The 25,014-nt window shown below is 38.2% G+C and carries 28 protein-coding genes; 23 read left to right on the top strand and 5 right to left on the bottom strand.

The window, feature by feature from the left end; genetic code table 11:
- Positions 1-121 precede the first annotated feature (121 nt).
- Entirely contained in the window at positions 122-1,936 is a 1,815-nt protein-coding gene (locus J0M37_11070) for an ABC transporter ATP-binding protein (GenBank protein ID MBN8585626.1), read from the bottom strand.
- Between the two features lie 375 nt (positions 1,937-2,311).
- On the opposite strand from J0M37_11070, the gene J0M37_11075 reads away from it, so the two are divergent.
- From J0M37_11075 to tsaA, 6 genes are all read left to right on the top strand, one after another.
- The gene (locus J0M37_11075; GenBank protein MBN8585627.1) at positions 2,312-3,529 is read left to right on the top strand and encodes a hypothetical protein; all 1,218 of its coding nucleotides are present in this window, start codon (positions 2,312-2,314) and stop codon (positions 3,527-3,529) included.
- 256 nt (positions 3,530-3,785) lie between these two features.
- Positions 3,786-4,850 carry a type III polyketide synthase gene (locus J0M37_11080; GenBank protein MBN8585628.1) on the top strand — a complete coding sequence of 355 codons (1,065 nt, stop codon included), beginning with the start codon at positions 3,786-3,788 and terminating at the stop codon, positions 4,848-4,850.
- A complete protein-coding gene (locus J0M37_11085; protein ID MBN8585629.1) occupies positions 4,850-5,359 on the top strand; it encodes a hypothetical protein in 510 nt (169 codons plus the stop codon). The genes J0M37_11080 and J0M37_11085 overlap by 1 nt, the downstream gene beginning before the upstream one ends.
- An 11-nt stretch (positions 5,360-5,370) precedes the next feature.
- Positions 5,371-5,727 carry a VOC family protein gene (locus J0M37_11090; protein MBN8585630.1) on the top strand — a complete coding sequence of 119 codons (357 nt, stop codon included), beginning with the start codon at positions 5,371-5,373 and terminating at the stop codon, positions 5,725-5,727.
- A gap of 118 nt (positions 5,728-5,845) precedes the next feature.
- Positions 5,846-6,337, top strand: a complete 492-nt coding sequence (locus J0M37_11095; GenBank protein MBN8585631.1) for a hypothetical protein — start codon at positions 5,846-5,848, stop codon at positions 6,335-6,337.
- A gap of 157 nt (positions 6,338-6,494) precedes the next feature.
- Positions 6,495-6,956 carry a tRNA (N6-threonylcarbamoyladenosine(37)-N6)-methyltransferase TrmO gene (gene tsaA, locus J0M37_11100; protein ID MBN8585632.1) on the top strand — a complete coding sequence of 154 codons (462 nt, stop codon included), beginning with the start codon at positions 6,495-6,497 and terminating at the stop codon, positions 6,954-6,956.
- Between the two features lie 3 nt (positions 6,957-6,959).
- Here the strand turns inward: tsaA and J0M37_11105 are convergent, their stop codons facing one another.
- A complete protein-coding gene (locus J0M37_11105; protein MBN8585633.1) occupies positions 6,960-7,562 on the bottom strand; it encodes a hypothetical protein in 603 nt (200 codons plus the stop codon).
- 149 nt (positions 7,563-7,711) lie between these two features.
- Between J0M37_11105 and rplM the strand changes: the two genes are divergently transcribed.
- From rplM to J0M37_11140, 7 genes are all read left to right on the top strand, one after another.
- On the top strand, positions 7,712-8,167 hold the full coding sequence (gene rplM / locus J0M37_11110; GenBank protein ID MBN8585634.1) for a 50S ribosomal protein L13: 456 nt from the start codon (positions 7,712-7,714) through the stop codon (positions 8,165-8,167).
- Between the two features lie 10 nt (positions 8,168-8,177).
- A complete protein-coding gene (gene rpsI / locus J0M37_11115) occupies positions 8,178-8,570 on the top strand; it encodes a 30S ribosomal protein S9 (protein ID MBN8585635.1) in 393 nt (130 codons plus the stop codon).
- A 216-nt stretch (positions 8,571-8,786) separates the two neighbouring features.
- On the top strand, positions 8,787-9,563 hold the full coding sequence (gene rpsB / locus J0M37_11120; GenBank protein ID MBN8585636.1) for a 30S ribosomal protein S2: 777 nt from the start codon (positions 8,787-8,789) through the stop codon (positions 9,561-9,563).
- A 93-nt stretch (positions 9,564-9,656) separates the two neighbouring features.
- On the top strand, positions 9,657-10,523 hold the full coding sequence (locus J0M37_11125) for an elongation factor Ts (GenBank protein ID MBN8585637.1): 867 nt from the start codon (positions 9,657-9,659) through the stop codon (positions 10,521-10,523).
- Positions 10,524-10,580: 57 nt separating this feature from the next.
- Entirely contained in the window at positions 10,581-11,303 is a 723-nt protein-coding gene (locus J0M37_11130) for a UMP kinase (GenBank protein MBN8585638.1), read from the top strand.
- Positions 11,304-11,403: 100 nt separating this feature from the next.
- A complete protein-coding gene (frr, locus tag J0M37_11135) occupies positions 11,404-11,961 on the top strand; it encodes a ribosome recycling factor (protein ID MBN8585639.1) in 558 nt (185 codons plus the stop codon).
- A 39-nt stretch (positions 11,962-12,000) separates the two neighbouring features.
- The gene (locus J0M37_11140; GenBank protein MBN8585640.1) at positions 12,001-13,311 is read left to right on the top strand and encodes a hypothetical protein; all 1,311 of its coding nucleotides are present in this window, start codon (positions 12,001-12,003) and stop codon (positions 13,309-13,311) included.
- A 123-nt stretch (positions 13,312-13,434) separates the two neighbouring features.
- Here the strand turns inward: J0M37_11140 and J0M37_11145 are convergent, their stop codons facing one another.
- On the bottom strand, positions 13,435-13,677 hold the full coding sequence (locus tag J0M37_11145) for a hypothetical protein (protein ID MBN8585641.1): 243 nt from the start codon (positions 13,675-13,677) through the stop codon (positions 13,435-13,437).
- 31 nt (positions 13,678-13,708) lie between these two features.
- Here J0M37_11145 and J0M37_11150 point away from each other — a divergent pair, with 31 nt between their 5' ends.
- On the top strand, positions 13,709-14,293 hold the full coding sequence (locus J0M37_11150; protein ID MBN8585642.1) for an SIS domain-containing protein: 585 nt from the start codon (positions 13,709-13,711) through the stop codon (positions 14,291-14,293).
- A 316-nt stretch (positions 14,294-14,609) separates the two neighbouring features.
- Here the strand turns inward: J0M37_11150 and J0M37_11155 are convergent, their stop codons facing one another.
- Positions 14,610-14,846: a hypothetical protein gene (locus J0M37_11155; protein MBN8585643.1), complete on the bottom strand. Its 237-nt coding sequence runs from the start codon at positions 14,844-14,846 to the stop codon at positions 14,610-14,612.
- A 118-nt stretch (positions 14,847-14,964) separates the two neighbouring features.
- Positions 14,965-15,507, bottom strand: a complete 543-nt coding sequence (locus tag J0M37_11160) for an SRPBCC family protein (GenBank protein ID MBN8585644.1) — start codon at positions 15,505-15,507, stop codon at positions 14,965-14,967.
- A gap of 285 nt (positions 15,508-15,792) precedes the next feature.
- On the opposite strand from J0M37_11160, the gene polA reads away from it, so the two are divergent.
- The 9 genes from polA (at position 15,793) to J0M37_11205 (ending at position 24,911) form a co-directional block, all read left to right on the top strand.
- Complete coding sequence (gene polA, locus J0M37_11165; protein ID MBN8585645.1) at positions 15,793-18,642, top strand: DNA polymerase I; 2,850 nt, start codon at positions 15,793-15,795, stop codon at positions 18,640-18,642.
- 17 nt (positions 18,643-18,659) lie between these two features.
- The gene (locus tag J0M37_11170; GenBank protein ID MBN8585646.1) at positions 18,660-19,127 is read left to right on the top strand and encodes an isoprenylcysteine carboxylmethyltransferase family protein; all 468 of its coding nucleotides are present in this window, start codon (positions 18,660-18,662) and stop codon (positions 19,125-19,127) included.
- Positions 19,128-19,388: 261 nt separating this feature from the next.
- Entirely contained in the window at positions 19,389-20,219 is an 831-nt protein-coding gene (locus tag J0M37_11175) for a M23 family metallopeptidase (GenBank protein ID MBN8585647.1), read from the top strand.
- 70 nt (positions 20,220-20,289) lie between these two features.
- Entirely contained in the window at positions 20,290-20,760 is a 471-nt protein-coding gene (locus J0M37_11180; GenBank protein ID MBN8585648.1) for a polymer-forming cytoskeletal protein, read from the top strand.
- A 108-nt stretch (positions 20,761-20,868) separates the two neighbouring features.
- Positions 20,869-21,933, top strand: a complete 1,065-nt coding sequence (locus J0M37_11185) for a tetratricopeptide repeat protein (protein MBN8585649.1) — start codon at positions 20,869-20,871, stop codon at positions 21,931-21,933.
- Positions 21,930-22,448 (top strand): DinB family protein, encoded by a 519-nt coding sequence (locus tag J0M37_11190; GenBank protein MBN8585650.1) that lies wholly within the window; start codon positions 21,930-21,932, stop codon positions 22,446-22,448. The genes J0M37_11185 and J0M37_11190 overlap by 4 nt, the downstream gene beginning before the upstream one ends.
- Entirely contained in the window at positions 22,448-22,801 is a 354-nt protein-coding gene (locus J0M37_11195) for a DUF4260 domain-containing protein (GenBank protein ID MBN8585651.1), read from the top strand. The genes J0M37_11190 and J0M37_11195 overlap by 1 nt, the downstream gene beginning before the upstream one ends.
- 104 nt (positions 22,802-22,905) lie before the next feature.
- On the top strand, positions 22,906-24,630 hold the full coding sequence (gene acsA / locus J0M37_11200; protein MBN8585652.1) for an acetate--CoA ligase: 1,725 nt from the start codon (positions 22,906-22,908) through the stop codon (positions 24,628-24,630).
- A 29-nt stretch (positions 24,631-24,659) separates the two neighbouring features.
- Entirely contained in the window at positions 24,660-24,911 is a 252-nt protein-coding gene (locus J0M37_11205; GenBank protein MBN8585653.1) for an acyl carrier protein, read from the top strand.
- The last annotated feature ends 103 nt before the right edge of the window (positions 24,912-25,014 follow it).

Raw genomic sequence — 25,014 nt, forward strand, 5'->3', positions numbered from 1 at the left:
TTTTCTTGTCACCCTGAACTTGTTTCAGGGTATTTTAAAAAACTCTGAAATCTTTCAAAAAGTAAATCCTATGTGTTTGAAAGCAGATGCTGAAACAAGTTCAGCATGACAACGAATTTACTTACCCAAACTGCATTTCATACAGCTTTTTATAAATACTCTTTTCATCCCTCAGCAGGTCAGTATGTGTGCCAACACTCGAGATTTTTCCCTGGTCAACCACAACGATCCTGTCAGCATCTTTAATTGTAGAAAGCCTGTGAGCAATAACAATAGAAGTTCGGTTCAGCATCAGCCTTTCTATAGCTTCCTGTATCAGGTGCTCTGATTCAGTATCCAGCGATGAAGTAGCCTCATCAAGTATCATTATGGGCGCATTTTTTAAAAGGGCACGTGCGATTGCAATACGCTGCTTCTGCCCGCCTGAGAGCCGCAAGCCTCTTTCGCCGATAATTGTATCATACCCTTTTTCTGTGTTTACAATAAAATCATGCGCATTAGCGCTTTTAGCAGCGTTGATAATATCTCCTTCGGGAATACCTTCCTGCCCGTAAGTTATGTTGTTACGGATAGTATCATTGAACAGAATTATTTCCTGGGTAACTATTCCGAATAAATTCCTTAAAGAGCTTATCTTAATATCTTTTATATCAACACCGTCAATCAGAATACTGCCGCCTGTTGCATCATAAAAGCGGGGGAGGAGATCGACCATTGTTGATTTCCCTGCGCCGCTTGAGCCTACTATTGCAATATTTTCATTCTTAGATATCTTAAAATTGATACCTTCAAGTATCATTCTATCGGCAGTGGTGTAAGTAAAGCTCACATTCTTAAACTCAATGCTGCTGTCAAATCCGGACTTATCTTTGGCATTCGGTTTATCTTCGATATCGGGTTTAGCGTCAATTATTTCAAATATCCTGTTAGCTGAGGCGTATGATTCCTGTATGCGGTTGGATACTGAACTGAAATCTTTAATTGGCGACATAAGCTGAAAGATTATCAGCAGGAAGCCGATAAACTCTTCGGGTGCGAGCGAATTCCCTGCAAAGATCTCTTTGCCCGCATACCATATAATAAAAACCCCCAAAGCAACACTTACAATTTCAGTCAAAGGACGCGTCATATCGTTATACACTGCGCTTTTCATTAAGGAGCGGAAGTAATCCTTAAGCTTGAACTCAAAGCGTTTTTTTTCGAACTCTTCCATTCCAAAGGCTCTGATTATCTTTCCGCCGTATATGTTTTCTGATATTACTGAAGTGAATTCACCAAGCTTTTCCTGTACGCGGATGCTGTATTTCTTCAACTTTTTGCCAAGGTAAATAATTAGCAGCACGCTGAGAGGTACTGTTATCATCGAAATAAGCGTAAGCTTCCAGCTTATCAAAAATGCCATCGTGAGGAAAGTAATTATAAGTACTGGCTGCTTTATAAGATCAGTAAAAGTAACAGATACTGTGTTCTGTATCGTGTTAACATCAGTAATAAAGCGTGAAACGATATCACCTGAGCGTCTTTCATTAAAATATTTAAGTGAAAGGGAATTGAATTTTTCGAACATCCTCCGCCTGAGGTCAGTGATTAATGATTTTTCCACGTACTGGGTCAGAATTCCCTGTAAAAACGCGAATATGTTCTTAAGCAGGTATGCTGTAAACAGCAGCAAGCAGACCTTCACCAAAGCACCGTATTTATCACCGCCTGAAAAGATCCAGCTATCAACTGTTTGCCGTAATGAATCAAAAAAATTCTTTGAAGGAAGTACTGAAAGATCTGCGGGACTGCCTGTAAACAGGGATTTTAGCAGAGGAATCGAAAGATATATCGAAGCAGCATTGCATGCTGAATAGATAATTATCAGCACAAATGAAAGTACCAGAAGGTGCCTGTAGGGTTTTAAAAGCTTAACTAACTTGAAGTATTCTTTCATTAAAAATGTTCGGTTAACTGCAAAAATACTCTAAATTCCACTTATAATAAATGGTATTAAGCATATATGTACTGTTAAGTACTTATCATATATTGAGTATTAATCGGATCATAATTTGAGAGTTTTCTTGTCATTCTGAACGAACGAAGTGAATGAAGAATCCAGACGTTGATCTAAATATATTGCTTTTGAGAAATCTAACTGAATCTTTTACTATATATTATGAATTTAACATTATGTGGCCACTCAAGCTTTAACTCACATTGGAAGTGCCAAACAATAAACACTTCTGTAATTATAAATTCTTTGTTTTTAATTAAAAAAATAAAGATATTAAGATAATTAATTAACTATTTTAAAAACAAACATCACACAATGAAAACAAAAATACGTTTTGCTTCAGCTGTATTCGTATTATTCTTCGTTTTTACTTCCGCTTTGTATTCATACCCCAAGTTTGCGGCTTATACCGGTGAAAAATGCCAGAGCTGCCATGTTAATCCAACGGGCGGAGGAATGAGAAATCTGTACGGTGTAAAATACAGCAAAGATAACCTGTATTTTAAATTCTGGGAAAAAGCCAACAAGACCACAGAAATTGATCCGCAGCTTACAAAAAGCATTTCAATGGGTTCAGATATGAGAATGATCTTCATAGATGACCAGACCGGCGAAGGAAATCCCAACTTCAATACATTCTTCCAGATGCAGGGTGATCTTTATGTGAACGCGCAGCTTAATAAATATATCAATTTAATGGTTGCACCCGGTTTGTACATACCAAATACATACGGACCCAACCCGTTACCAACAAAATATGAAATATACGGTATGGTATCAAATTTGCCAGCGGGATTATATTTTAAAGCCGGCAGATTTATTCCGAACTTCGGTGTAAAAATAGCTGAGCACAGGGCTTATAACAGAATGTTCAATGATATGTACACTCCCTATGCCAGCGATGCAGGAATAGAAGTGGGAATATCACCAAGCTTCTTCACGCTTACTGCTGGATTCTCAAACGGTTCAAGCGTTAATATCAATAACCAGCGCAACAACAGCTTTGATTTCGATAACCAGAAACAGGTTACAGTTTCGGGTGATTTCCGCTGGGCAAGCAAAAAATCAAAATATACATTCGGTCTGGGCGGTTCTTTCTTAAGCAACCCGTTCAAATATGACCCGACAAATAACATAAACGCTCTTCGCCAGATGGCTGCAGGATTCATTTCCATTGGGTTATTCGAAAGGGTGGCAATAATTGGTGAGCTTGCTTACAACAGGCTTGATATCAGAGATTCAGTTGCAACGCGCTCTGACCTGCGCACTATTTTCGGTGAAATAAATATCCGTGTTTCTAAAGGACTCGAGCTTAAAGCTCAATACGAGAATTATGATAACGCGCTTGGCATTAAAAATAATACAACTGAGCGCCAGCGTTACAGCTTTGGTGCAGTGTTTTATCCGCTCACAGGTCTTGAAGTCGAAAGCATTTTCCGTTTAGTACGTAACGGTAAAGGCGACCCTGAGCCGACTAACGCTACTGATTTTAAAGATGATGAATTCCAGACAACATTTAAATTTTATTTCTAAAAATTATACCGGTATTAATTTTGCAAAGACACGCTCTCAAAAAGCGTGTCTTTGTTTTTACTGGTAGCAGTACAAAAATATTGAAAGTGAAAGTAAAATTTATATATAATAATCATAAGTCCCCTCCTCTACAAGGAGGGGATTTAGGGGAGGTCTCAATCCTTAGATAATTGACCAATCTACAGAACTGATTATACGTTATGAATGTTATCTTAATATACAACTACACTATTTGCTGAAAAAAACTGTTTAACTAATGTCTAAAATTATTGCTGCCGCTGCTGCAAATGCACCGTACAAAATTTCACAAAGTGATATAAAGGATTTTATCTTTAACCTGTTTTCAGGCAGCGGGATTGAAATTGACAGGCTTATAAGTGTATTTGATAATTCCGGTATCAGTTCAAGGAACATTTCAGTTGAGCCTGAGTGGCTTTCAAAAGAACATACTTTTAAAGAACGAAATAATATCTTTACAGCTACTGCCTTTGAAATGGCAAAAAAAGCAGTAAACGATGCCCTTGTAAAAGCAAGCTTAAAACCCGGAGATATTGATAATATCATCTATGTTACTAGCACGGGAGTAATGACACCTACTCTTGACGCGTTGTTGTTCAATGAATTCGGGTTTAATAAGAATATCAAAAGGCTGCCATTATGGGGATTGGGATGCGCCGGTGGCGCTGCTGCAGTAAGCAGGGCTATGGACCTGACAACCGCATACCCTGAAGAAACAGCGCTTATTGTTGCTGTTGAGCTTTGCAGCCTTACTTTTCAGAAGGATGACCTTTCCAAAAGTAATATCATTGCTTCATCACTATTCAGTGATGGCTGTGCTTGCGTGATTATCGGCGGTGATGAGTCTATAGAAACACCCGGAATTTCCCCGGTCCTCATCAGTTCGCTTTCAACCATATACAATAATTCACTGGATGTAATGGGCTGGGAAATTGTTGAATCAGGATTCAGTGTTATTTTCAGCAGGGATATACCACAGATTGTTAAAGAAAATGTTAAGGCAAATATTACCCAGATACTGAATAAGCATGAACTGAATATCGAAGATATTACTCACTATATTACCCATCCCGGGGGAATGAAGGTGATAAGCGCTTACGAAGAATCACTAGGATTAAAAAACGGTACACTCATGCTGCCAAGAAAAATACTGAATGAACACGGTAACATGTCAAGTGCCAGCGTGATTTACGTACTTGATGAATTCCTGAGATCAGGTAATTTTAAAACAGGGGAGTATGGTTTGATATCATCCCTTGGTCCCGGATTCAGCTCTGAACTAATTCTTTTTAAGATCTCCTGATGCTGTTCTATATAATAATTGGATTTGTAATTATTCAAAGGCTTGCTGAGCTCGTATTTGCTAAGAGGAATGAAACCGCAGCCTTTAAAAACGGAGGTAAAGAGTATGACAGAAAAGGATATTCAGTAATAGTTTTAATGCATGTATGTTTTTTTATATCATTTATTACTGAATATTTTTATTTTGAAAGAACTCTAAACAGCTACTGGATAATTTTTCTGATACTTTTTATCGCAGCGCAGGTTTTAAGGTATTGGGCAATTATCTCGCTGGGTCCGCAGTGGAATACCAGGATAATTATAGTACCCGGCACAAAGCTCGTGAAGTATGGACCTTATAAATATTTCAGGCATCCAAATTATATGGCAGTTATAACTGAGCTTGCCGTTTTACCGCTAATGTTCTCTTGTTTTTATACAGCTGTAATTTTTTCTGCCTTAAATCTTTTTTTACTCAAAAGAAGAATCGAAATTGAAGAAGAAGCTCTTGAAGAGTTAAAAAACCAATAAATCATAATAATATGGATTTAAAATTCGGACACATAGAGATTTTTGTTAAAGACCCGCATGCTTCAAAAGATTTCTACACCAATGTACTTGGCTTTGAGCTTGACACAATTCAGGCAGATAAATTTATCTGGCTTAAGAAGGGTGATAATGTTATTCTGCTAAGACCCGGGATGGATAACGATCCTTCTCCAAATTACCAGTCTGCAAGAACAGGATTTGTTCTTTACACAACCGATCTCGATAAAACGGGTGCAGAGTTACTAAGCAGGGGACTCATGTTCAAAGGAACTGACGGTTCTGACCGCTGCCTTACATTCACAGATCCAGACGGCAACTGGTTTCAGCTTGTAAATCCCGCTGAGCATTAACAGGAACGCGATATTATAAAAGCATAAATTTATAAATTGATTTTAATTTACTGCTTTGCAATTATTGTAATTGTTGTATGGTTTTAACTATATTTACAATAATTATAAGTAAAACATATTGAAAAAAATTCTTTTTGCGGTAACCGCTGTTATTATTTTCTGCTCGGTAAGTTTTTCTCAAACTGATCCGTGCAGCATTGTGTATAAGAACAGCCAGGGTATTCCCAAAACCCGCCTTATAGGCATTCACCAGAACCTTCTGCTTGTTTCCGATACAGGTTCATACAAAATTGTGAACACAGATAAAATTGCCCGTATCCGTTTTGATAACGGCAAGTACTGGAAGACCGGTGCAGCATTCGGCGCAGGTTTGGGTTTTGTTGGCGGATTCCTGGTTTACCAGATCTGGGGCAAAAAGAAGATCAAATTCCTGCCTAAAGATGCAACACTCGGAGTCCTTGGTATATTTACAGTGCCGTGCGCTGTTATTGGCGGCTTAATAGGTATGGCGTTTAAAAATATCGATACTTATGAGCTTGCCAAACTAAATTCATTTGTAAAAGCTAAAGAAATTAAATTTATTATCAGAGATCACGCGCAGTATAAGTGACATCAATACTAAGCGAAGCTCCTGCCTGCCGTAACGTTTAAGCAATTCCCATGAACTAACAAATGGCAGTACAGGCAGGAAGTATCTCTTTTATCATTATTAAGCCAATTCATTTTTCTGATTGGCTATTTTTTTGTCAAATTATATAAAACTTTGTATGAAAATAGAACTTGAACCTATCGGATTTGTAAAAAATTCACGTAAAGAAATTGATGATGACTATTGGGGAAACGTAGTTTCTGAAATCGTATTAAATGATGAATTCAATGAAGATTCACTTAAAGGCATAGATACTTTTTCTCACGCTGAAATAATTTTTTATTTTGATAAAGCATCAAAAAGTGAGATCATTTCCGGCAAAGGACATCCAAGAGGGAATAAAAGCTGGCCGGAAGTTGGAATATTCGCACAACGGAGAAAAGACAGGCCCAATCACCTGGGACATACTGTTGTAAAAATACTTAAAGCTGAAGGTAACGTACTTACCGTGAAGGGTCTGGATGCAATTGATAATACACCTGTGCTCGATATTAAGCCTGTGATACGGGAATTCCTTCCCGCTGATGAAATTCTTCAGCCTGAATGGGTGAGCGAATTAATGCAGAATTACTGGAAGTAATAATTATTTATCAATTTCCGATACTTTAAAGATATCGTAATATAATTTAAGATGTTCTTTTAAATGATCAATTACCAAAATACCGTTACTGTAAACTTCCTTCGAAAATTTCTCTTCCTGTATAATGTGGTTATTGCCAACCTGTGAATTTCTTTCTTCATACTTCATCAGCTCCTGGCTGCTTATCCAGTAAGCTGTGCTGGTATTACCGTAACCGCCGCTGGAAATAAATCTGTACAGAATATCATTGTTTTGAATATAATAGTACACAACCACTGTTTGGCTGGCAGCAATGTTATACTCAACCATCACAGCTAAAGGATCGTTGTATTGAGGTAAAAAGTTTACAACTCCGTTTATTTCGTCAACCGAATCCTCACTTTGGAAATAAAAATATGAGATCTTAGTATTCTGCATCCCAATAGCCCGTTCATTCCTTGTTATATTCACTGTAACTGTCATCAGTTCACCCGGCAAGCCGCCGGAGTTTTTGATCAATTGGTCAACGCTATCTGCATAATTGTTTAAAGCTGTAATTTTCTTCTCATTATTTTGAGAGTAAGCTGTAATTGCTGCTAAAATTAAGATAAAGAGATATTTTTTCATAGAATTATGATTTTCTTTCTATAAATTTAACCTATTATTTATTTAATTGTTTCATATTAAATTTTCCCTGATAATTCAAAATGCATCACTCCCTACATTGACATTAATCGAAAAAAGTGCTATTTTTGTATTCTTTTTAGGAAAATACAATGAAAAAAGCGATAGAAAAATCATTAAAAGCCACGCATTTTACACATAATGACGAGGTAAACAAGAAATGGTATGTTGTTGATGCCAATGGCAAAACTCTTGGCAGGTTTGCTTCAGAAGTAGCAAAGATCATTTGGGGTAAAAATAACCCCAGGTTTACACCCAATGTAGATACCGGTGATTTTGTTATAGTTATAAACGCAGAAAAAGTCCGTTTAACAGGTAAAAGAGAGAGCTTAAAAGAATATAAACACCACTCTTTATATCCGGGCGGACAGAAAATAAAATCTTTTAAAGAGCTTATTGCTACACAGCCTGATAGAGTTATCACCAAAGCTGTTAAAGGCATGCTGCCCAAGACAAAGCTTGGTAATAAGCTTATCACAAAGCTCAAAGTATATGCAGGTGAAACACATCCGCATGCAGCACAGAACCCGATTGTAAAAAATATATAAAACAATATAAATGGCAGTTACATATCATTTAGCAACAGGAAGAAGAAAATGCTCAACAGCCCGTGTTTTTTTAACCGAAGGCACAGGTAATGTTCAGATAAACACTAAAACAGGCAAAGATTTCTTTGGTAAAGAATCGTTATTAAAAGAAGCTCTTGAGCCGTTATACACTGCTGATCTTGTCGGTAGATTTGACGTTAAAGTTAATGTTAACGGCGGCGGCGTTTCAGGGCAAATAGGCGCTATTCGCCTTGGTGTTGCGCGCGCTATCTTAAAATACGATGCCAGCGTAAAACCTGCACTTAAGAAAGACGGACTTTTAACCAGGGATTCACGTATGGTTGAAAGAAAGAAACCCGGTCAGCCTAAGGCAAGAAAACGCTTCCAGTTCTCAAAACGTTAACAGGCCCTGCAGGTCAGTTAAAGTTTTACAGCGAAATTTTCCCGCAGTCTTTTCTGTTAACAGAACATTCTGCGGGTTACTAATAATAAACCAATAAACATGCTTTCAGATCCGGCCCGACCCGTGTCTCTTTAAAACAGGAGATGTTTAGGCAGGAAATGAAGAAAGCAGAAGTGTCCGAACTCATAAACGGACAGATAACAAAAGGAGAAAATCATGAGAAATGTATCAATCGAAGACCTGTTATTATCAGGAGCCCACTTCGGGCATTTAACCCGCCGCTGGAACCCGAAAATGAAGAAGTATATCTTCATGGAACGCAACGGGATCCATATTATCGACCTCAAAAAAACACATGAGCTGCTTCAGGAAGCTCAAAACTCCATAGCTAAAATTGTTGGTGAAGGCAAAACTATTATGTTTGTTGGCACCAAAAAACAGGCTAAGGAAGTTGTTAAGCAGGAAGCTGCGCGCTGCGGTATGCCGTATGTTACCGAAAGATGGCTTGGCGGTATGTTAACAAACTTTGTTACTATCCGTAAAAGCATTAAAAGGTACAACAACATCGTAAAGATGGAAACCGACGGCACAATAAATAACTACCAGAAAAAAGAAAGGCTCATGCTTTCAAGAGAGAAAGATAAGCTCGAAAAAGTTCTTGGCGGTATTGTAAGCATGAATAAGCTTCCGGGAGCTATTTTCCTGATCGATGTTAAAAAAGAGCATATCGCTGTTGATGAAGCCAGGAAGCTTGGTATTCCAATCTACGCTATTGTAGATACTAACTGCGATCCTGATCTTATTGATTACCCGGTTCCCGCAAACGATGATGCTGTAAAATCAATTGAGCTCATAACAAGCTCTATTGCTGATACAATTGTTGATACCAAACAGACAGTTGAAATGAAAAGAATGCAGCGCGATGAAGAGGCTCAGTCAACTAAAAAAGAAATAGCAGCAGCAGATGAAAGTGAAGGCGTTGGAGTATCTTAATTAATATTTAAGAACTTACTCTGACAGCATTGTTTTAAAGCATTAACAAAATAATTTTAAAGAAAAGAATAATACATATAAAGGAGCATACCAGTGGATATATCCTTAGACTTAGTTAAAAAGTTAAGAGAGAAAACAGGAGCAGGAATTGCTGACTGTAAAAAAGCTTTGATGGAATCTGATGGTGATATCGAAAAAGCTATTGAATATTTAAGAAAAAAAGGCGCTGCAACTTCCCAGAAAAGAAGCGACAGGGTGGCAAAAGAAGGCCTTATTTACGCCAGGGTAAATGAAGCTAGAAATGAAGCAGCTATTGTTGAAGTTAACTGCGAAACTGACTTCGTTGCAAAAAGCGATAAGTTCAATGAGCTTGCAAAAACTGCTGTTGATGCAGTACTTGCAAATAAATCTGGTGACTTAAATAGTTTACTTGCCGCAAAATCTTCAAGCGGCAGCACAATACAGCAGGTTATTGATGAAACTACAGCAAGCGTGGGCGAAAAAGTTGAGCTAAAACGCGCTGAATATTTTTCATCAGCAGATGGATTTTTCTGTGACTACAATCATTTAGGAAATAAAGTAGCTTCGCTTATTGAAATTACAGGCAAAGTCACTGATGAAGGCGTTACATTAGGAAGCGATCTTGCAATGCAGATTGTAGCTATGAAGCCTTTAACAATTGACAGAAGCTCTGTAAGCGAAGAAATGATCGAAAAGGAAAAAGAGATCTACAGAATACAGGCAATAAATGAAGGCAAGCCTGAAAATATTGCTGATAGAATTGCAACAAACAAAGTTGAAAAATTCTATGAAGAGAACTGCCTGGTTGAACAGGAATTCGTTAAAGAACCCGGAAAATCAGTCAGTGATGTTATAAAAGCTGTATCAGGCCTTTCAGGAAGCGAATACAAAGTAAAAACTATGGTTCGCTACCAGCTTGGTGAAACTATAGGAGCTTAAACTATTTTTTAACAGGCTTAATTTAATATTAAGCCTGTTTTTTTATACCCCAAAATATTGGCAAAAAAAGAACTTAAATACAAAAGAGTGCTTTTAAAGCTGAGCGGAGAATCACTCAGCGGTGATGCCCACAGCGGAATTGATGTAAATATCCTGAACTACCTTACCGAAGAGATCAAAAAAGTTTATGAGCTTGGTGTAGATATAGGCATAGTTATTGGCGGCGGTAATATTTACCGGGGACTTTCAGCGCAGGCACAGGGTATTGATGCTGTAACCGGCGATTATATGGGTATGCTGGCTACAATTATTAATTCACTTGCGCTGCAAAACTCACTCGAAAAAGCAGGCATGCCTACAAGGCTGCTCTCAGCAATTGATATGAATAAAATTGCCGAGCCGTTTTTGAGAAGAAGGGCAATGCGCCATTTTGAAAAACGCAGGATAGTTATTTTCGGCGCAGGTACCGGAAACCCGTATTTTACAACTGATACTGCCGGCGCTTTAAGAGCCCTGGAAGTATGTGCAGATGTTATACTTAAAGGTACAAGGGTTGATGGTGTTTATGATGCTGACCCTGAAAAGAACAATGATGCTGTTATGTATCAAAATATTACTTTCGGCGATGCGCTTAATAAAAACCTGAAGGTTATGGATATGACTGCATTTGCATTATGCAGGGAAAATAATATCCCCATCATAGTTTTTAATATGAACAAACCTGATAATTTTAAAGATATTGTACTTGGTAAAAAAGTAGGAACTTTTGTTCATAATTAAATCTTAAAATCAGTTAGTTTAGGGCTGTATTTTTTTATCAAATAATTTATTATTTTTTCACAATTTTCAATCATTATATTTAACTTATAACAGAAATTTTATGATCAAAGATATAATTAAAGAAACAGATAATAAAATGCACAAAGCCACAGAGCATTTGCGCAATGAGCTGATCAGAATAAGAACAGGCAAGGCTACAACAAACCTGCTTGACGGAATAAAAGTAGATTACTATGGTACTTTAACACCTATCAGCCAGGTTGGCAATTTAAGCACTCCCGATATACACACAATTACCGTACAGTGCTGGGATAAAACCGCTATGCCTGCAGTTGAAAAAGCAATATTAAATTCAAACCTGGGATTAAACCCTATAAATGACGGAAACGTGATCAGAATACCGATCCCGACCTTAAACGAAGAAAGAAGAAAAGAGCTTGTAAAGCTTGTTAAAAAATACGCTGAAGACGGAAAAATTGCGATAAGGAATGTCAGGCGCGATGAGATTGAAAGGCTGAAGAAAGCGGAAAAAGACGAGCACTTTTCAGAAGACGACAGAAAACACGCCGAAGGCGAAATCCAGAAACTAACTGATAAGCATATAAAAGAAATAGACCTTTTAGTAGTACAAAAAGAAAAAGAAATAATGGAAGTCTGATAGCTCCGGTAAACGGAATTAAACAGCTCCAGATATTAAATGAAATATTTTTGGTCTATAGTTTATAGTTTCCTTTTCCTGCCGTTATTCTGGCTGGCTGCTAGGGTATTTTCCCTTTTTAATAACAAGCTGAAAGCCGGGTTTAAAGGCAGAAAAGACCTCTTCAAGTATCTTAATGCCAAGATACTTACCCTGGATAATGCCAAAAAGAATATTATAATTCATTGCGCTTCGCTGGGTGAGTTCGAACAGGCAAAGCCAATAATTGATGAGCTGGATAAAACCGGTAAATATAATTTTATTATTTCTTTCTTCTCGCCATCCGGTTTTAACCATTCAAAAATAGATACTCCGCTGCGTTCAAAAATTATCAAAACATACCTGCCGTATGATTCACCCCCTGCTGTAAATAAATTCATAGATGTTACGAATCCCGCAGCCGTTATTTTTATTAAATATGACTTATGGATGAACCTGCTTAAAGAGCTTAAGTCCAGGGGAATATTTACCATGGTCGTCAATTCCGCTTTTGATATCCGCAGGTTTAAATGGAAATTCCCGGTAAGCCTTTCATACAAAAAAAGCATTTATGATTATGTTGATGTTATTGGTGTTACCGATGAGGAAGATAAGCTGCATTTCAGAAAGCTTCTCAGGGGTACTGAACGCGAAATAGAGGTGTTTGGCGATACTAAGTATGAACGCATAAGCAAAGCCAAGGAAGTCTCAAGCGATAAAGCGCTTATTAACGGCAAAGTTCTTACCGATAAGAACGTTTTTGTTGTTGGCAGCTCATGGGATAAAGATGATGATGTTATTTTTCCTGTAATAGATAAGATCAGCTCAAACGGACTATCAGAAGAGCTTTCGCTAGTTACAATACTTGCGCCGCATGAACCGACTGAAGATACCCTTGAGCATATTGAGTTTGATATCCATGAAAAATACCCGCATATCAAAAGTATAAGGTACTCTGAGCTGAATAAATATGCCGGTGAAAATCTGATTATAATCGATTGTATCGGTATTTTAATGGGATTGTATAAATACGCTCACGTAGCCTTTGTTGGCGGCGGCTACCAGACCGGCATGCATAATGTACTTGAGCCCGCAGGTTACGGAATACCCGTAATGTTCGGTGATGAAAAGCTTTCAGAAGATGCAGAGCATCTAATAAAAAACGGCGGGGGAATAGCTGTTGAGGATTCCAAAGAGCTGTTTAAATCACTTGTAAACCTGCTTCGCAAAAAAGATTATAGAAAAGAAGTTGGCAAAAAGTCACTTTCTGTTTTCGACAGCAAGAACGAAGCTTCTAAAAAAATAGCAGAAGTTATTAATAACAGGATCTAATCCAATTTGTCATTCCTTTTGTATTGCCTTATTGGCAGCGGGAAGGAATATTCCGGTTTACCTCATCCTGAACTTGCCGAAGGATGACCCCTCGACAGGCTCGGGGTGAGAATATATTCCGGTTTACCTCATCCTGAACTTGCCGAAGGATGACCCCTCGACAGGCTCGGGGTGAGAATATATTCCGGTTTTCCTCATCCTGAACTTGCCGAAGGATGACCCCTCGACAGGCTCGGGGTGAGAATATATTCCGGTATTTCTCCTCCAGAGCTTGCCGAAGGATGACCCCTCGAAAGACTCGGGGTGAGAATATATTCCGGTTTTCCTCATCCTGAGCTTGTCGAAGGATGACTCATTAACGATCAATAAAAAAATTTTAAGCACTAAAACACATAATATGTTCGACCGTACAAAATTTTTCGACGAATCACTTAACGAAAGCGCTGAAACAAAGCTTGCGATCCTGAAGCATTGCCGCGAGGATGTGTATAAGGCAATTGATATCATGAATGAAAGCATAAAATCAGGTGGAAAAATTCTGTTCTGCGGCAATGGCGGCTCCGCCGCAGATAGCCAGCATTTAGCTACTGAGTTCATCATTCGACTCTCGCATGATATCACGCGACCCGCAATCGGTGCAATTGCGCTTACAACCGATTCCAGCCTGCTTACAGCCGGTGCCAATGATATTGGCTATGATAACGTGTTCGCACGACAGGTCGAAGGCCTTGGTGCAAAAGGTGATGTATTGATAGGTATTTCTACGAGCGGTAACTCCGGCAGTATTATTAAAGCATTTGAAATGGCTAAGTCTAGTGGAGTCAAAACAATAGCTTTCCTCGGCGGCTCAGGCGGTAAAATAAAAGGTACCGCTGATTGCGAAATTATCATTCCCTCAAACAACACCCAGCGTATCCAGGAAGGGCATATAACTATTGGTCATATAATCTGCGAAAGCGTTGAAAGGGAACTGTTTACGTGATTTCGGTTTGAATAACGCTACGCCTTTTCGTGCAGTGCTTCATTTTGTCGCGCTGAGCGGAGTCGAAGCGCTTTACTAGCATCCCACTCTCATTCCTTCCGTAGGGATAAAACAAACTCCAGTTTGGGATTTCAGGATTAAATATTAATACTTTGCGAGGAGCTTTAGCGACGAAGCAATCCTATATATAGCGAAACTAGATTGCTTCACCGGATAAATCAGGTTCGCAAAATTAGTATAATTACTTTTCTTGGAGTGCATTGACTGTGTCAATGTATGCACTGACATAATCAGTGAACTCAAAAGAGAAACATGTTCAGCTCGAATTAACCCCCGCATACTTATCAATCCTAACAACACTGTTCAATAACATCTGCATTCTTAAATATCTTACCATTTTATTCTTCAGCAGTTCATTATTTGTCAGGTCACGTGATTTATCTTCTTGCCTGAATTCAATGCTATGTCTTGCCAACTGACTCAGCACATTTGCATTCGGCGTTGCGAAGTTGAACGCAACCAGAAGTGTTAATATGATAAATGCTTTTTTCATATGGGTAAATCTATGTTATATTTTTGAATAATTCAATATAAAATAAAAACGTTCCCAAACCGGAGTTTGGGAACGAGTAGGTAAATCTTAGTGTCCTTAGTGACTTAGTGGTGAAAAATTACTTCTTCTCCATTATTCCCTTCAAATTTTTCAATCCGGTATCAAGATCATTACCCACTGCTTCATCCATATTCATCAATACGGTCATCAGGTTCATTGGATAGGGCATAGTACCATAAAATACCCATTTAACCTTTGTCTGGTCTGTTCCTTGCGGAGCGAATGTCATATAAGCAGAGCCGGTTGATTCAAACGGTTTCTTGAACCTGATCTCATAATCAATGCGCTCGCCTTCCTTAACAGCTATTATTTCCTGTTCACCCGCACCCACGTCACTTGAGTCACTTTCCCAAGCGGATATAAATCCCGGCGTACCGTCAGTCCCTGTGAATGTTTTCTTCATATGCGGGTCCAGTGATGCCCATTTGCTGAATTCATTCTGGTTCTTTAAGTATTTCGTGTATTCATAGACTTCCTGCTTTGGTTTATTAATCACAATCTCCCTGCCAACCTCATAATCTTTCTTGATAAATAAAGCAGCTATCAGCGGAATTGCAATGATAATTACAACGGTAATGACCAGCCATTTTAAAATTTTCATGTTTTAAAGATTTAGTTATTGGAATATTTGAACAGGAGAGCTTTTAGAAGTCCGAATTTAAACAGAGATTTACGAATTATCAATAGAAGTTGCTTGTCATACCTGCGCAATGCCGGGACTATCCTTTTCACCTCACCCCCTGACCCCCCTCTCCTAAAAGGAGAGGGGGAACTATAATTCTGAAGCTCTGGCCCTCTCTCTCCTCACAGGAGAGGGAGTTGGTGGGTGAGGTCATCAACGCTTTTCATTGCAATAACTTACTCATTTCGTTATTTTACACCACATATGGCAAAAAGACTATTTTTACTTGACGGTATGGCTCTGGCTTACAGGGCTTATTTTTCAATGATTCGCACTCCTTTGATCAACAGCAAGGGAGTGAATACTTCAGCCATTTTTGGCTTTGTAAACACGCTTAATAAGCTTATTGATGACGAAAAACCTGATTTTATTGCGGTGGCTTTCGATACTTCTGAGCCTACTTTCCGCCATAAACAGTTCCCTGATTACAAAGCTACCCGTGAAGCAATGCCGGATGACCTTCGCCCGCAAATTGGCAAGATAAAAGAGGTCATATCAGCATATAATATTCCAATGATCGAGTCACATGGCTTCGAAGCTGATGATATTATCGGTACACTTGTTAAACGCGCTGAAAAAGAAGGCGTAAAGAGCTTTATGGTGACTTCCGATAAGGATTATATGCAGCTTGTCAATAAAAATATAATGCTGTATAAGCCGGCGCGAAGCGCCCTCGGGCAGAAAGTTTCTGATGTTGAAATTATCGGAATAGACGGAGTTAAGGAAAAATTCGGTGTCGGTCCTGAAAAAGTTACTGATATTCTTGCACTTATGGGTGATAAAGTTGATAACATCCCCGGGGTAAAAGGAATTGGCGAAAAAACCGCATCAGCTTTAATACAGGAATACGGTTCCCTTGAAAATCTTTACAAAAACATAGAAAAGATCACTAAACCAAAGCTGAAAGAGAATCTCATAAACTGCAAAGCTGATGCTTTTCTTTCTAAAGAGCTTGCAACTATTCATACTGAAATGGATCTCAAGATCGATTTTCATACTCTCACATATTCAGAAAAGAATGTCGCACTCCTTGAGAAACTGTTTTCAGAATTCGAGTTTAAGTCCCTTTTAAAAAAGCTGCTTGGTGCTGCCGAGCAAAACGTAAATATACAGGCTGTATCAGTTGAAGAGCCTGCTGAAGTTGATAATAAAATTCAACATACAGGGGCTATGCAGGATATTAAAACCTTCCCGCATAAGTATTATACCATTAAAAGCGAAGCTGATTTTAAGAGGTTATGCAAAAAGCTAAAAGCGACCGATGAATTCGCATTTGATACTGAAACTACCAGCGAAAATCCAATGAATGCTAAGCTTGTCGGACTTTCATTCAGTTACGATGAAGCGGAAGCTTTTTATGTACCTCTGCTTTTTGCCGAAAATTCAGAAACCGATCTGTTTGGCAAGTCAGTATCCGCAAAAGGTAATAATGATGAAGTATTGCCGCAGCTTGACCAGGAAATTATCCTTAAAGAGCTAAAACCCGTACTTGAAGATAAAAAAGCAGCTAAGATAGGTCAAAATATCAAATATGATATGCTTGTTATGAAAAATCACGGTATCGAGCTTAAAAATGTGGGATTTGATACCATGATTGCCGCATATGTTCTGCGGCCTGAAACCAGCTATAAGATGGATAACCTTTCCGAACAGTACCTGAACTACAAATGCGTTCCTATTTCAGAGCTTATAGGTACCGGAAAAGCAGGCTCGCAGATAACAATGGACCAGGTACCATACCAGATTGCATCAGATTACGCCGCAGAAGATGCAGATGTTACGCTAAGGTTATACCACAGAATAGAATATGAGCTTAAAAAAATAAGCCTTGATAATCTGTGCCGCGATATTGAATTCCCGCTTATCGAAGTGCTGGCTGATATGGAATTCACCGGTGTAAGGGTTGATACAAAAATACTCGGCGATATCAACGAAGAGCTTAAGAAAGCCGAAAAACGGCTTGAGAAGGAAATATATAAAGAAGCAGGGGTTGAGTTCAATATCAATTCAACCAAACAGCTCTCTGATATACTTTTTAACAAGCTTCAGCTTGCAGCTAAAAAGAAAATTAAAACCGGATTTTCAACTGATACCAAGGTGCTGGAGGAGCTTAGAAATGAACATCCCATTGCGCTTAAGCTGCTTGATTACAGGACAGTTACAAAGCTTCGCTCAACTTATACTGAGGGATTACTTGATATCATAAATAAGCGCACTGGCAAGATACATACCAGCTACAATCAGACTGTCGCAGCCACAGGCAGGTTATCAAGCGCAAACCCGAACCTGCAGAATATTCCCATCAGAACAGAAATAGGGCGCAGCCTTAGAAAAGCATTTGTCCCCGATAAAAAGGGTAATGTGATATTATCTGCGGATTATTCTCAAATTGAGCTGCGTATAATGGCGCACCTTTCAGGTGATGAAAATATGATAAAAGCCTTCGAAAAGAAAAAGGATATCCACACTGAAACTGCAGCTAAAGTATTTAAAGTTAAGCTGGATAAGGTGGATGCGAACATGCGTCGTAAAGCTAAAGAGGTTAATTTCGGGCTTATATACGGCATACAGGCATTCGGACTCTCCCAAAGGCTTAATATCGATCAGCGCGAAGCAAGGGATATCATTCAGTCATACTTTGCTAATTTCCCAACAATTAATAACTGGCTTGAAAAGACTAAGGAATTCGCGCGCAAAAAGGGGTACACTGAAACCCTTGCCGGCAGAAGGCGCTACCTGCCTAATATCAATAACAGCAATTCTGTAGTTAGACAGCGTGATGAGCGCATCGCTATAAACATGCCTGTTCAGGGTACAGCCGCTGATATGATCAAGATTGCTATGATCGATATTTATAATGAGTTTAACAAAAAGAAGCTCAAATCGAAAATGATCTTGCAGGTACATGATGAATTGGTATTTGATTGTGAAAAAAGCGAGCTTGATACAGTAAAAAAGATAGTTCAGAACAAAATGAAGAACGCAATTAAAATGAATGTACCCATTGAAGTTGAAATGGGTGAGGGTATCAACTGGTATGAAGCGCATGCGTGACCGAACGGAGCTGATTTATGTCTGATAATCTAAAAGGCTGGTTATATGTAGCGGTTCAATTTATTCTGCTTATACTTATTGTGTTATCTTCTGCATATGAGTTCAAGCATTATAACCGTCCGTTAATGCCCGCAGTGCATTACATCGGGGTTACATTCATTTTAATTGCTGCAATGATGTTCTCAGTCATACTTATCAGCTTCGGACAGATCATGACCCCTAATCCCGTTCCCCGCTCAAAAGCAGTTCTTAAAACCACCGGATTCTATGCACTTGTCCGCCATCCGATGTATTTTACAGTCCTTGTTTTGATGCTGGGGGTAATATTATATTTCCAGGCATTCTATAGCTTGCTTTGGCTCCCGGTGCTGCTGGTTTTTTTCATCCTGAAATCATCTATGGAAGAAAAATTTTTAAAGCTAAAGTTTCCTGAATACAAAGAATACTCAAGCCGTGTAAAGCGGATTATTCCGCTTATATATTAACAATCACTTTAAAACATTTTGATAACTCCTTATATATAAAGCCACTAAAATATATGTTATAATGTAATTTTCTCTACCGTAAATTATTGATATTTTTACGATTAATTGCTATATTTGTAACTCAGCCAGCAAATAAATTTTTAATGGAGAGAGGCCTTTTGGGGAAAAGGTAAAAGGTATTCTCGGGATATCTTTTTATAATATAAGAAGATCTCCGGAGAATATTATTTTAAATATTAATATTCAATCTAAATTTTCCAAATGGATACAAAAAAAGTAACAGTACTTATTATTGGCAATGATGATGAGGAAGTAAAATCGTTTGAGCTTAACAGGTCCCTTATTACAAATTACAAAAAATATCTTATCTATGCAGGTTCTGCTTTACTGGCAGTGTTTGTTATTTTTATGACAATATTCGCTTATTCAGTTAAAGTTAGCCTTGATAAAAGCAGCCTTAACAGTCAGCTTACCACTGTAAACGAAAAGCTTAATAAATATGACAGCCTTCAGCTTAGCGATAAGCTCAGCAGGATAGATAACAATCTTTCTATGATAGACGGATACCTGAAGGAAAGAGGGCTTCTGCAGACCGAAAATATTGGTGGTGTACCAAGCAGCCGCAGGGTAGAAACACAGTTCGATAAGATAAATTTTTACGAGAACCAGTCAGAGATATTTTACAGCACACTCAGGGAGCTTCCTTTGGGGTATCCCTACGGCGGCTACAGAAGCTCTGATTACGGTTACCGCAGGAACCCGTTCGGCGGGTTCAGCAGTGAGTTCCACTCCGGTGTTGATCTCAAAGGGCCAATGGGTGACCCCATTTACGCGACCGGTGACGGCATTGTTAACAGGTGTGACTGGTATAATGGCTACGGTAATGCCGTTGTAATAGATCACGAAAGCGGTTTCCAGTCATTGTTCGGGCATTTATCACGTGTAAATGTTGTTCAGGGGCAGCAGGTTAAAGCCGGTGATGTCATCGGGTTTTTAGGCTCAACCGGCAGGTCAACAGGTCCGCATCTTCATTATGAGATCAGAAAAGACGGCAATGATATTAGTCCGGAACCCTTTTTAAAAGTGTACTAAAAAGGCATAACACCGATTATAAAAAAGATTTTTAATTAATAATTAATTATTCCTTCTAAAGGAGGTAAAAATGTCGATGTTCGGAAGCAGAGATAAATCAAACAACCAGCAGGAATCAGTACCGGCAGTAAACAAATCAGCTTCATCAAAAGATATTAAAACGCTTATTGGCGAAGGCTGTAAAGTAGAAGGCAATTTCTTTATCCCCACAGCCACAAGGATAGACGGAGTAATTAAAGGTGACCTCACAGGCGATAGCGGTATAGTTATCGGTCACACCGGTAAAGTTATTGGTAGCGTTTGCGCATCTGAAGTTGTTATTTACGGCTCAGTTGAAGGCAATGTTGAAACCAACAGGCTTGAGCTGAAAAAAGGCTCTAAAATGAACGGTGATGTTACCGTAAATAACCTGGTTACAGAACAGGGCTGTATCTTTAACGGCAAATGTTCAATGAAAGATGAAACAAGCAATGTCACAGAGCTTGTTCCTGAACATAATGAATCAACCGGCAACGTAAAGATAAAATCTGTAATGAGCTAAATTTCTGATTTTTCCTCTGATACAACCAATATTGTATTTTAAATTAACCGTCTTTGAAGTATCTTCGAAGACGGTTTTTTATTTATTAATTAATAGTGGAGCCTTAAAATGAAAAACTTAATACTGCTTCTGTTATTTTTAACAGTAACTTTCTGCTACTCTCAAACGAATGAAGATGCTAAGAATTATGTTAAACAGGGGATAGATCTTGTTGATGCTGGTAAAATTGATGAAGGAATTGCCCTGTATAAAAAAGCTCTGGAAATTGAGCCAAAGAACACCTTTTTTAATTATGAGCTTGCCTATGCTTATTACCTTCAGCAAAAATATGATAAAGTGATAACTGTTTTGGAAAAAGTAAAAAATAACCCTGATACCTTTGACCAGGTTTTTGCTGTTCTTGGGAATGCTTACGATATTTCAGGTGATAGAGATAAAGCCCTTAAAACTTATAAAGCGGGTTTAAAAAAATTTCCCAATTCAGGTAAAATTTATCTCGAGCTTGGCGTTGTTTCGATGTCTGAAAAAGAATATGAAGAAGCATTGAAGTATTTTGAAAAGGGGATAAGAGCTGAGCCAACACATCCTTCAAATTATTACTGGGCATCAGTTTTTTATTCAGGAAGCGATGTACCCATGTGGGGTCTGATTTACGGTGAAATATTCCTGAATCTTGAACAAAACACAAAAAGAGCTGAAACCATCAGCAAAATGATGTATAAAGTTTACGGAGATAAAATTTCCATTACCGATAGCGGAGGTAAAAAAAATGCTTCCATTAAGCTGAACAAATTCAATAACGGTAAAGGGTTTGACTCTGAATTTGAAATGAATGCAATGCTTGCATCTTTTGGTTTGGTGCTTGATAGTACATTTACAGGTATGAACCTGAATGGAATAAATAAGTTCAGGATCAATTTTTTAGATATGTGGTTCTCATCTGAAAAAACTAAAAATAACAGCAATGTACTCTTCGATTATCATAAAACTTTAAAGGATAAAGGGCTTTTTGAAGCTTATAATTATTATTTATTCGCATACGGTAATATTGATGAGTTTAATACATGGGCTGCGGAAAATAAAGATAAAGTAAAAGAATTTGATGACTGGTTCAGTAACTACGGTATCAATTTAACTAAAGAAAATGTTTTATACAGAAAGTTCGAAAAATGAAAAATACAGAACTCCTGATATACATGCTGGAAGATATCCGCAGCGTAACGCTGCAGGGTGTTAAAGGTTTAACCAAAGAACAGTTATTTGCTGAGCCGCTGCCGGGTGAGTTCCCCATTGGCGCTTACTTAATGCATTTAGGTGAGTGTGATATAGGGTGGTATGAAACCTTAAGCGGCCAGAAGATACCCGATGATCTGAAAAAGCGCTGCTATTATTCAGCATGGTTTGATGTTCCCTCTGAAGATTTCAATCCGCCCGGGTCACCCATCGAACCGGAAGAATATACAGCTGCAATTAGCGAAGTAAGGCAGATAGTATTAAATTACATCAGGAATATGAGTGATGAAGAGCTTGAAATAAAGATAAAACGCAAACGCAGCGCAACTGTTGAAGTTGAGCTGTCTAAAAAATGGATAATTTACCACTTGATAGAACATGAAGCGCATACGAGGGGACAAATGTTCATGCTGATAAGAATGGCAGGTTTTAAACAAAAGGGTGAAAATAACTGATGAAAAATATCATTAAGCTCGAAGAACTTGCTATGCTCTCTTTGGCAATTTACCTGTTCACTTTGCTGAATATTCAATGGTGGCTGTTTGCTGCATTATTCTTTGCACCTGATCTTGGAATGCTTGGATATTTATTTAACTCACGTATTGGCGCTTTCACTTATAACTTGTTTCATCATAAAGGTATTGCAATAGCTGTGTATTTGGCAGGGATTTTCTTATCAAATGAATATTTCATGTTTGCCGGCGTGATACTTTTTGCGCATTCAAGCTTTGATAGAATTCTTGGGTATGGATTAAAATACAGCGATAATTTTAAAAATACACATTTGGGGGTTATTGGCAAAAACTAAATTTTTCTTCAAAAACTGACCTAAATCATACCTTTTCATATCTTAATACAGGTATTTTTGTATAGTTGATAGATGTAAAAATTGACTAATAAAATACCGGAGGTATGGAAATGTTTAACTTTATGCACAATATCAGCTCTTACGAAGATACTATTAAAAATTTTACATGGAAATCTGTAGAAGAAGAACTGGGCTATAAACCCGGTGATGTTATTAATATTGGTGAATATTGCACAGATAGAATTTGCCGTCTGGGGAAAGCGGATAAAACCGCACTGATCTGGCAGGACCATAAAGGAAATGTGAAGACCTGGACATTTGATGAAATGAGAATTGCTACAAATTCAATTGCCTGGTATTTTGAAAACATGGGTATTAAGCCCGGCGATAGAATTTGTTTGTTTATGGATAAGGTTCCCGAGCTTTACCTGGGCTTTTTAGCGGGACTTAAAATGGGCGCAATCGTTCAGCCGTTGTTTTCAGCCTTCGGTTCTGAATCTTTAATTACAAGACTGGAAGATGCAAGGACAACCGCAATAATTACTCAGAAAAAACATCTGCCTAAGGTACGAAATATCTTAAAAGAAATGGATTATATGAAATTTGTGATATTGGTAGATGAACGTGATGAATTACATTTAAAAGATAGAGAACACATTCTTGATATCGATAATATACCTAAGATAGATCATTTTAAGATCTATCCTTCTACTGCAGAAACGCCCTCAGTTCTGCATTATACATCAGGCACAACAGGTCTGCCTAAAGGCGCACAGCATGTGCATTATTCAGTTATTTCTCAGTACATAACTACAAAATACTCCCTTGATCTGAAAGATGAAGATATTTACTGGTGCACCGCTGACCCCGGATGGGTTACAGGTACTTCATACGGAATTATCGGACCTTGGTCAAACGGCGCAACTCAATGTGTACTTGATGCAGGCTTTACTGCAGACGGATGGTATTCTTTTATTGAAAAACATAAGGTCACAATTTGGTATTCTGCTCCCACAGCTATAAGGGCTCTGATGAAAGAAGGGGAGGAGCTGATCAAAAAACATGATCTTTCTTCATTAAGATATCTGGCAAGTATTGGTGAGCCTCTTAATGCAGAAGCGGTTTTATGGAGTGATAAGGTTTTCGGTATGAAATTCCACGATACGTACTGGCAAACTGAAACCGGAAGTATGGTTATCAGCAACTATCCTTGTATGAAAGTAAAACCCGGCTCAATGGGTAAACCTTTCCCGGGTATGGAAGTTGGTTTGGTTGATATTAATACTCATGAATATTTTGATAAAAACGGAATTGTTGGGATAATAGCTGTAAAGCCCGGATGGCCGGCAATGTTTCGCGCATACTGGAACAATAAAGAAAAATATGACAGCAAATTTGTAAATGGCTGGTATTTATGCGGTGATAGGGCCTCGAAAGATGATGACGGATATTTCTGGTTTGTTGGCAGGGATGATGATGTAATAAATACCGCCGGGCATCTTGTCGGGCCGTTTGAAATTGAATCAGCCCTGCTTGAGCATCCCGCAGTTGCAGAATCAGCTGCTGTTGGCAAGCCTGACCAGATCAACATGGAAGTTGTAAAAGCATTTATTGCCCTGAAGCCGGGAATAGAAGAAACCAAAATGCTTGAGCTTGAGATAATGAACTTTATACGCAAAAAGCTCTCGCCGCTTGCAATGCCCCAGGAAGTTGAGTTCGTAAAATCCCTGCCTAAAACAAGAAGCGGCAAAATTATGCGCAGGGTTTTAAGAGCTAAGGAATGGGGAGAGGAAATAGGCGATATCTCAACTCTCGAAAATGATATGTAATTTTTAATTAAAATTTAAATAATATAATAATGGAAAACGTAAAAGATATAGTTCTGGATTATGTGAAAAAAGAATACCTTGAAGATGGTGATGACAGGGTAATCAATTATGATACTGCTCTTATCACAGGCGGATTTGTAGATTCTTTTTCAATGGTTTCTCTGAAAGTGTTCCTTGAAACCAAATATAATATATCAATCCCTGATGATAAAGCAACACCTGAAGCTTTTGACAGTGTAAATAATATTGTCGAGCTTCTGAAAGCTTTCGGGGTTAATTAGTGATTGTCATTCCTGCGAAAGCAGGAATCTTTAAAGATAGAACATTAAACTTTAAATGTAATTTATCCTAATAAAATAAAAAAGCAAAACTAGGAATTTGCAG

Source organism: Ignavibacteria bacterium, from assembly GCA_017303675.1.
GTDB lineage: Bacteria > Bacteroidota > Ignavibacteria > Tepidaquicellales > OLB5 > OLB5.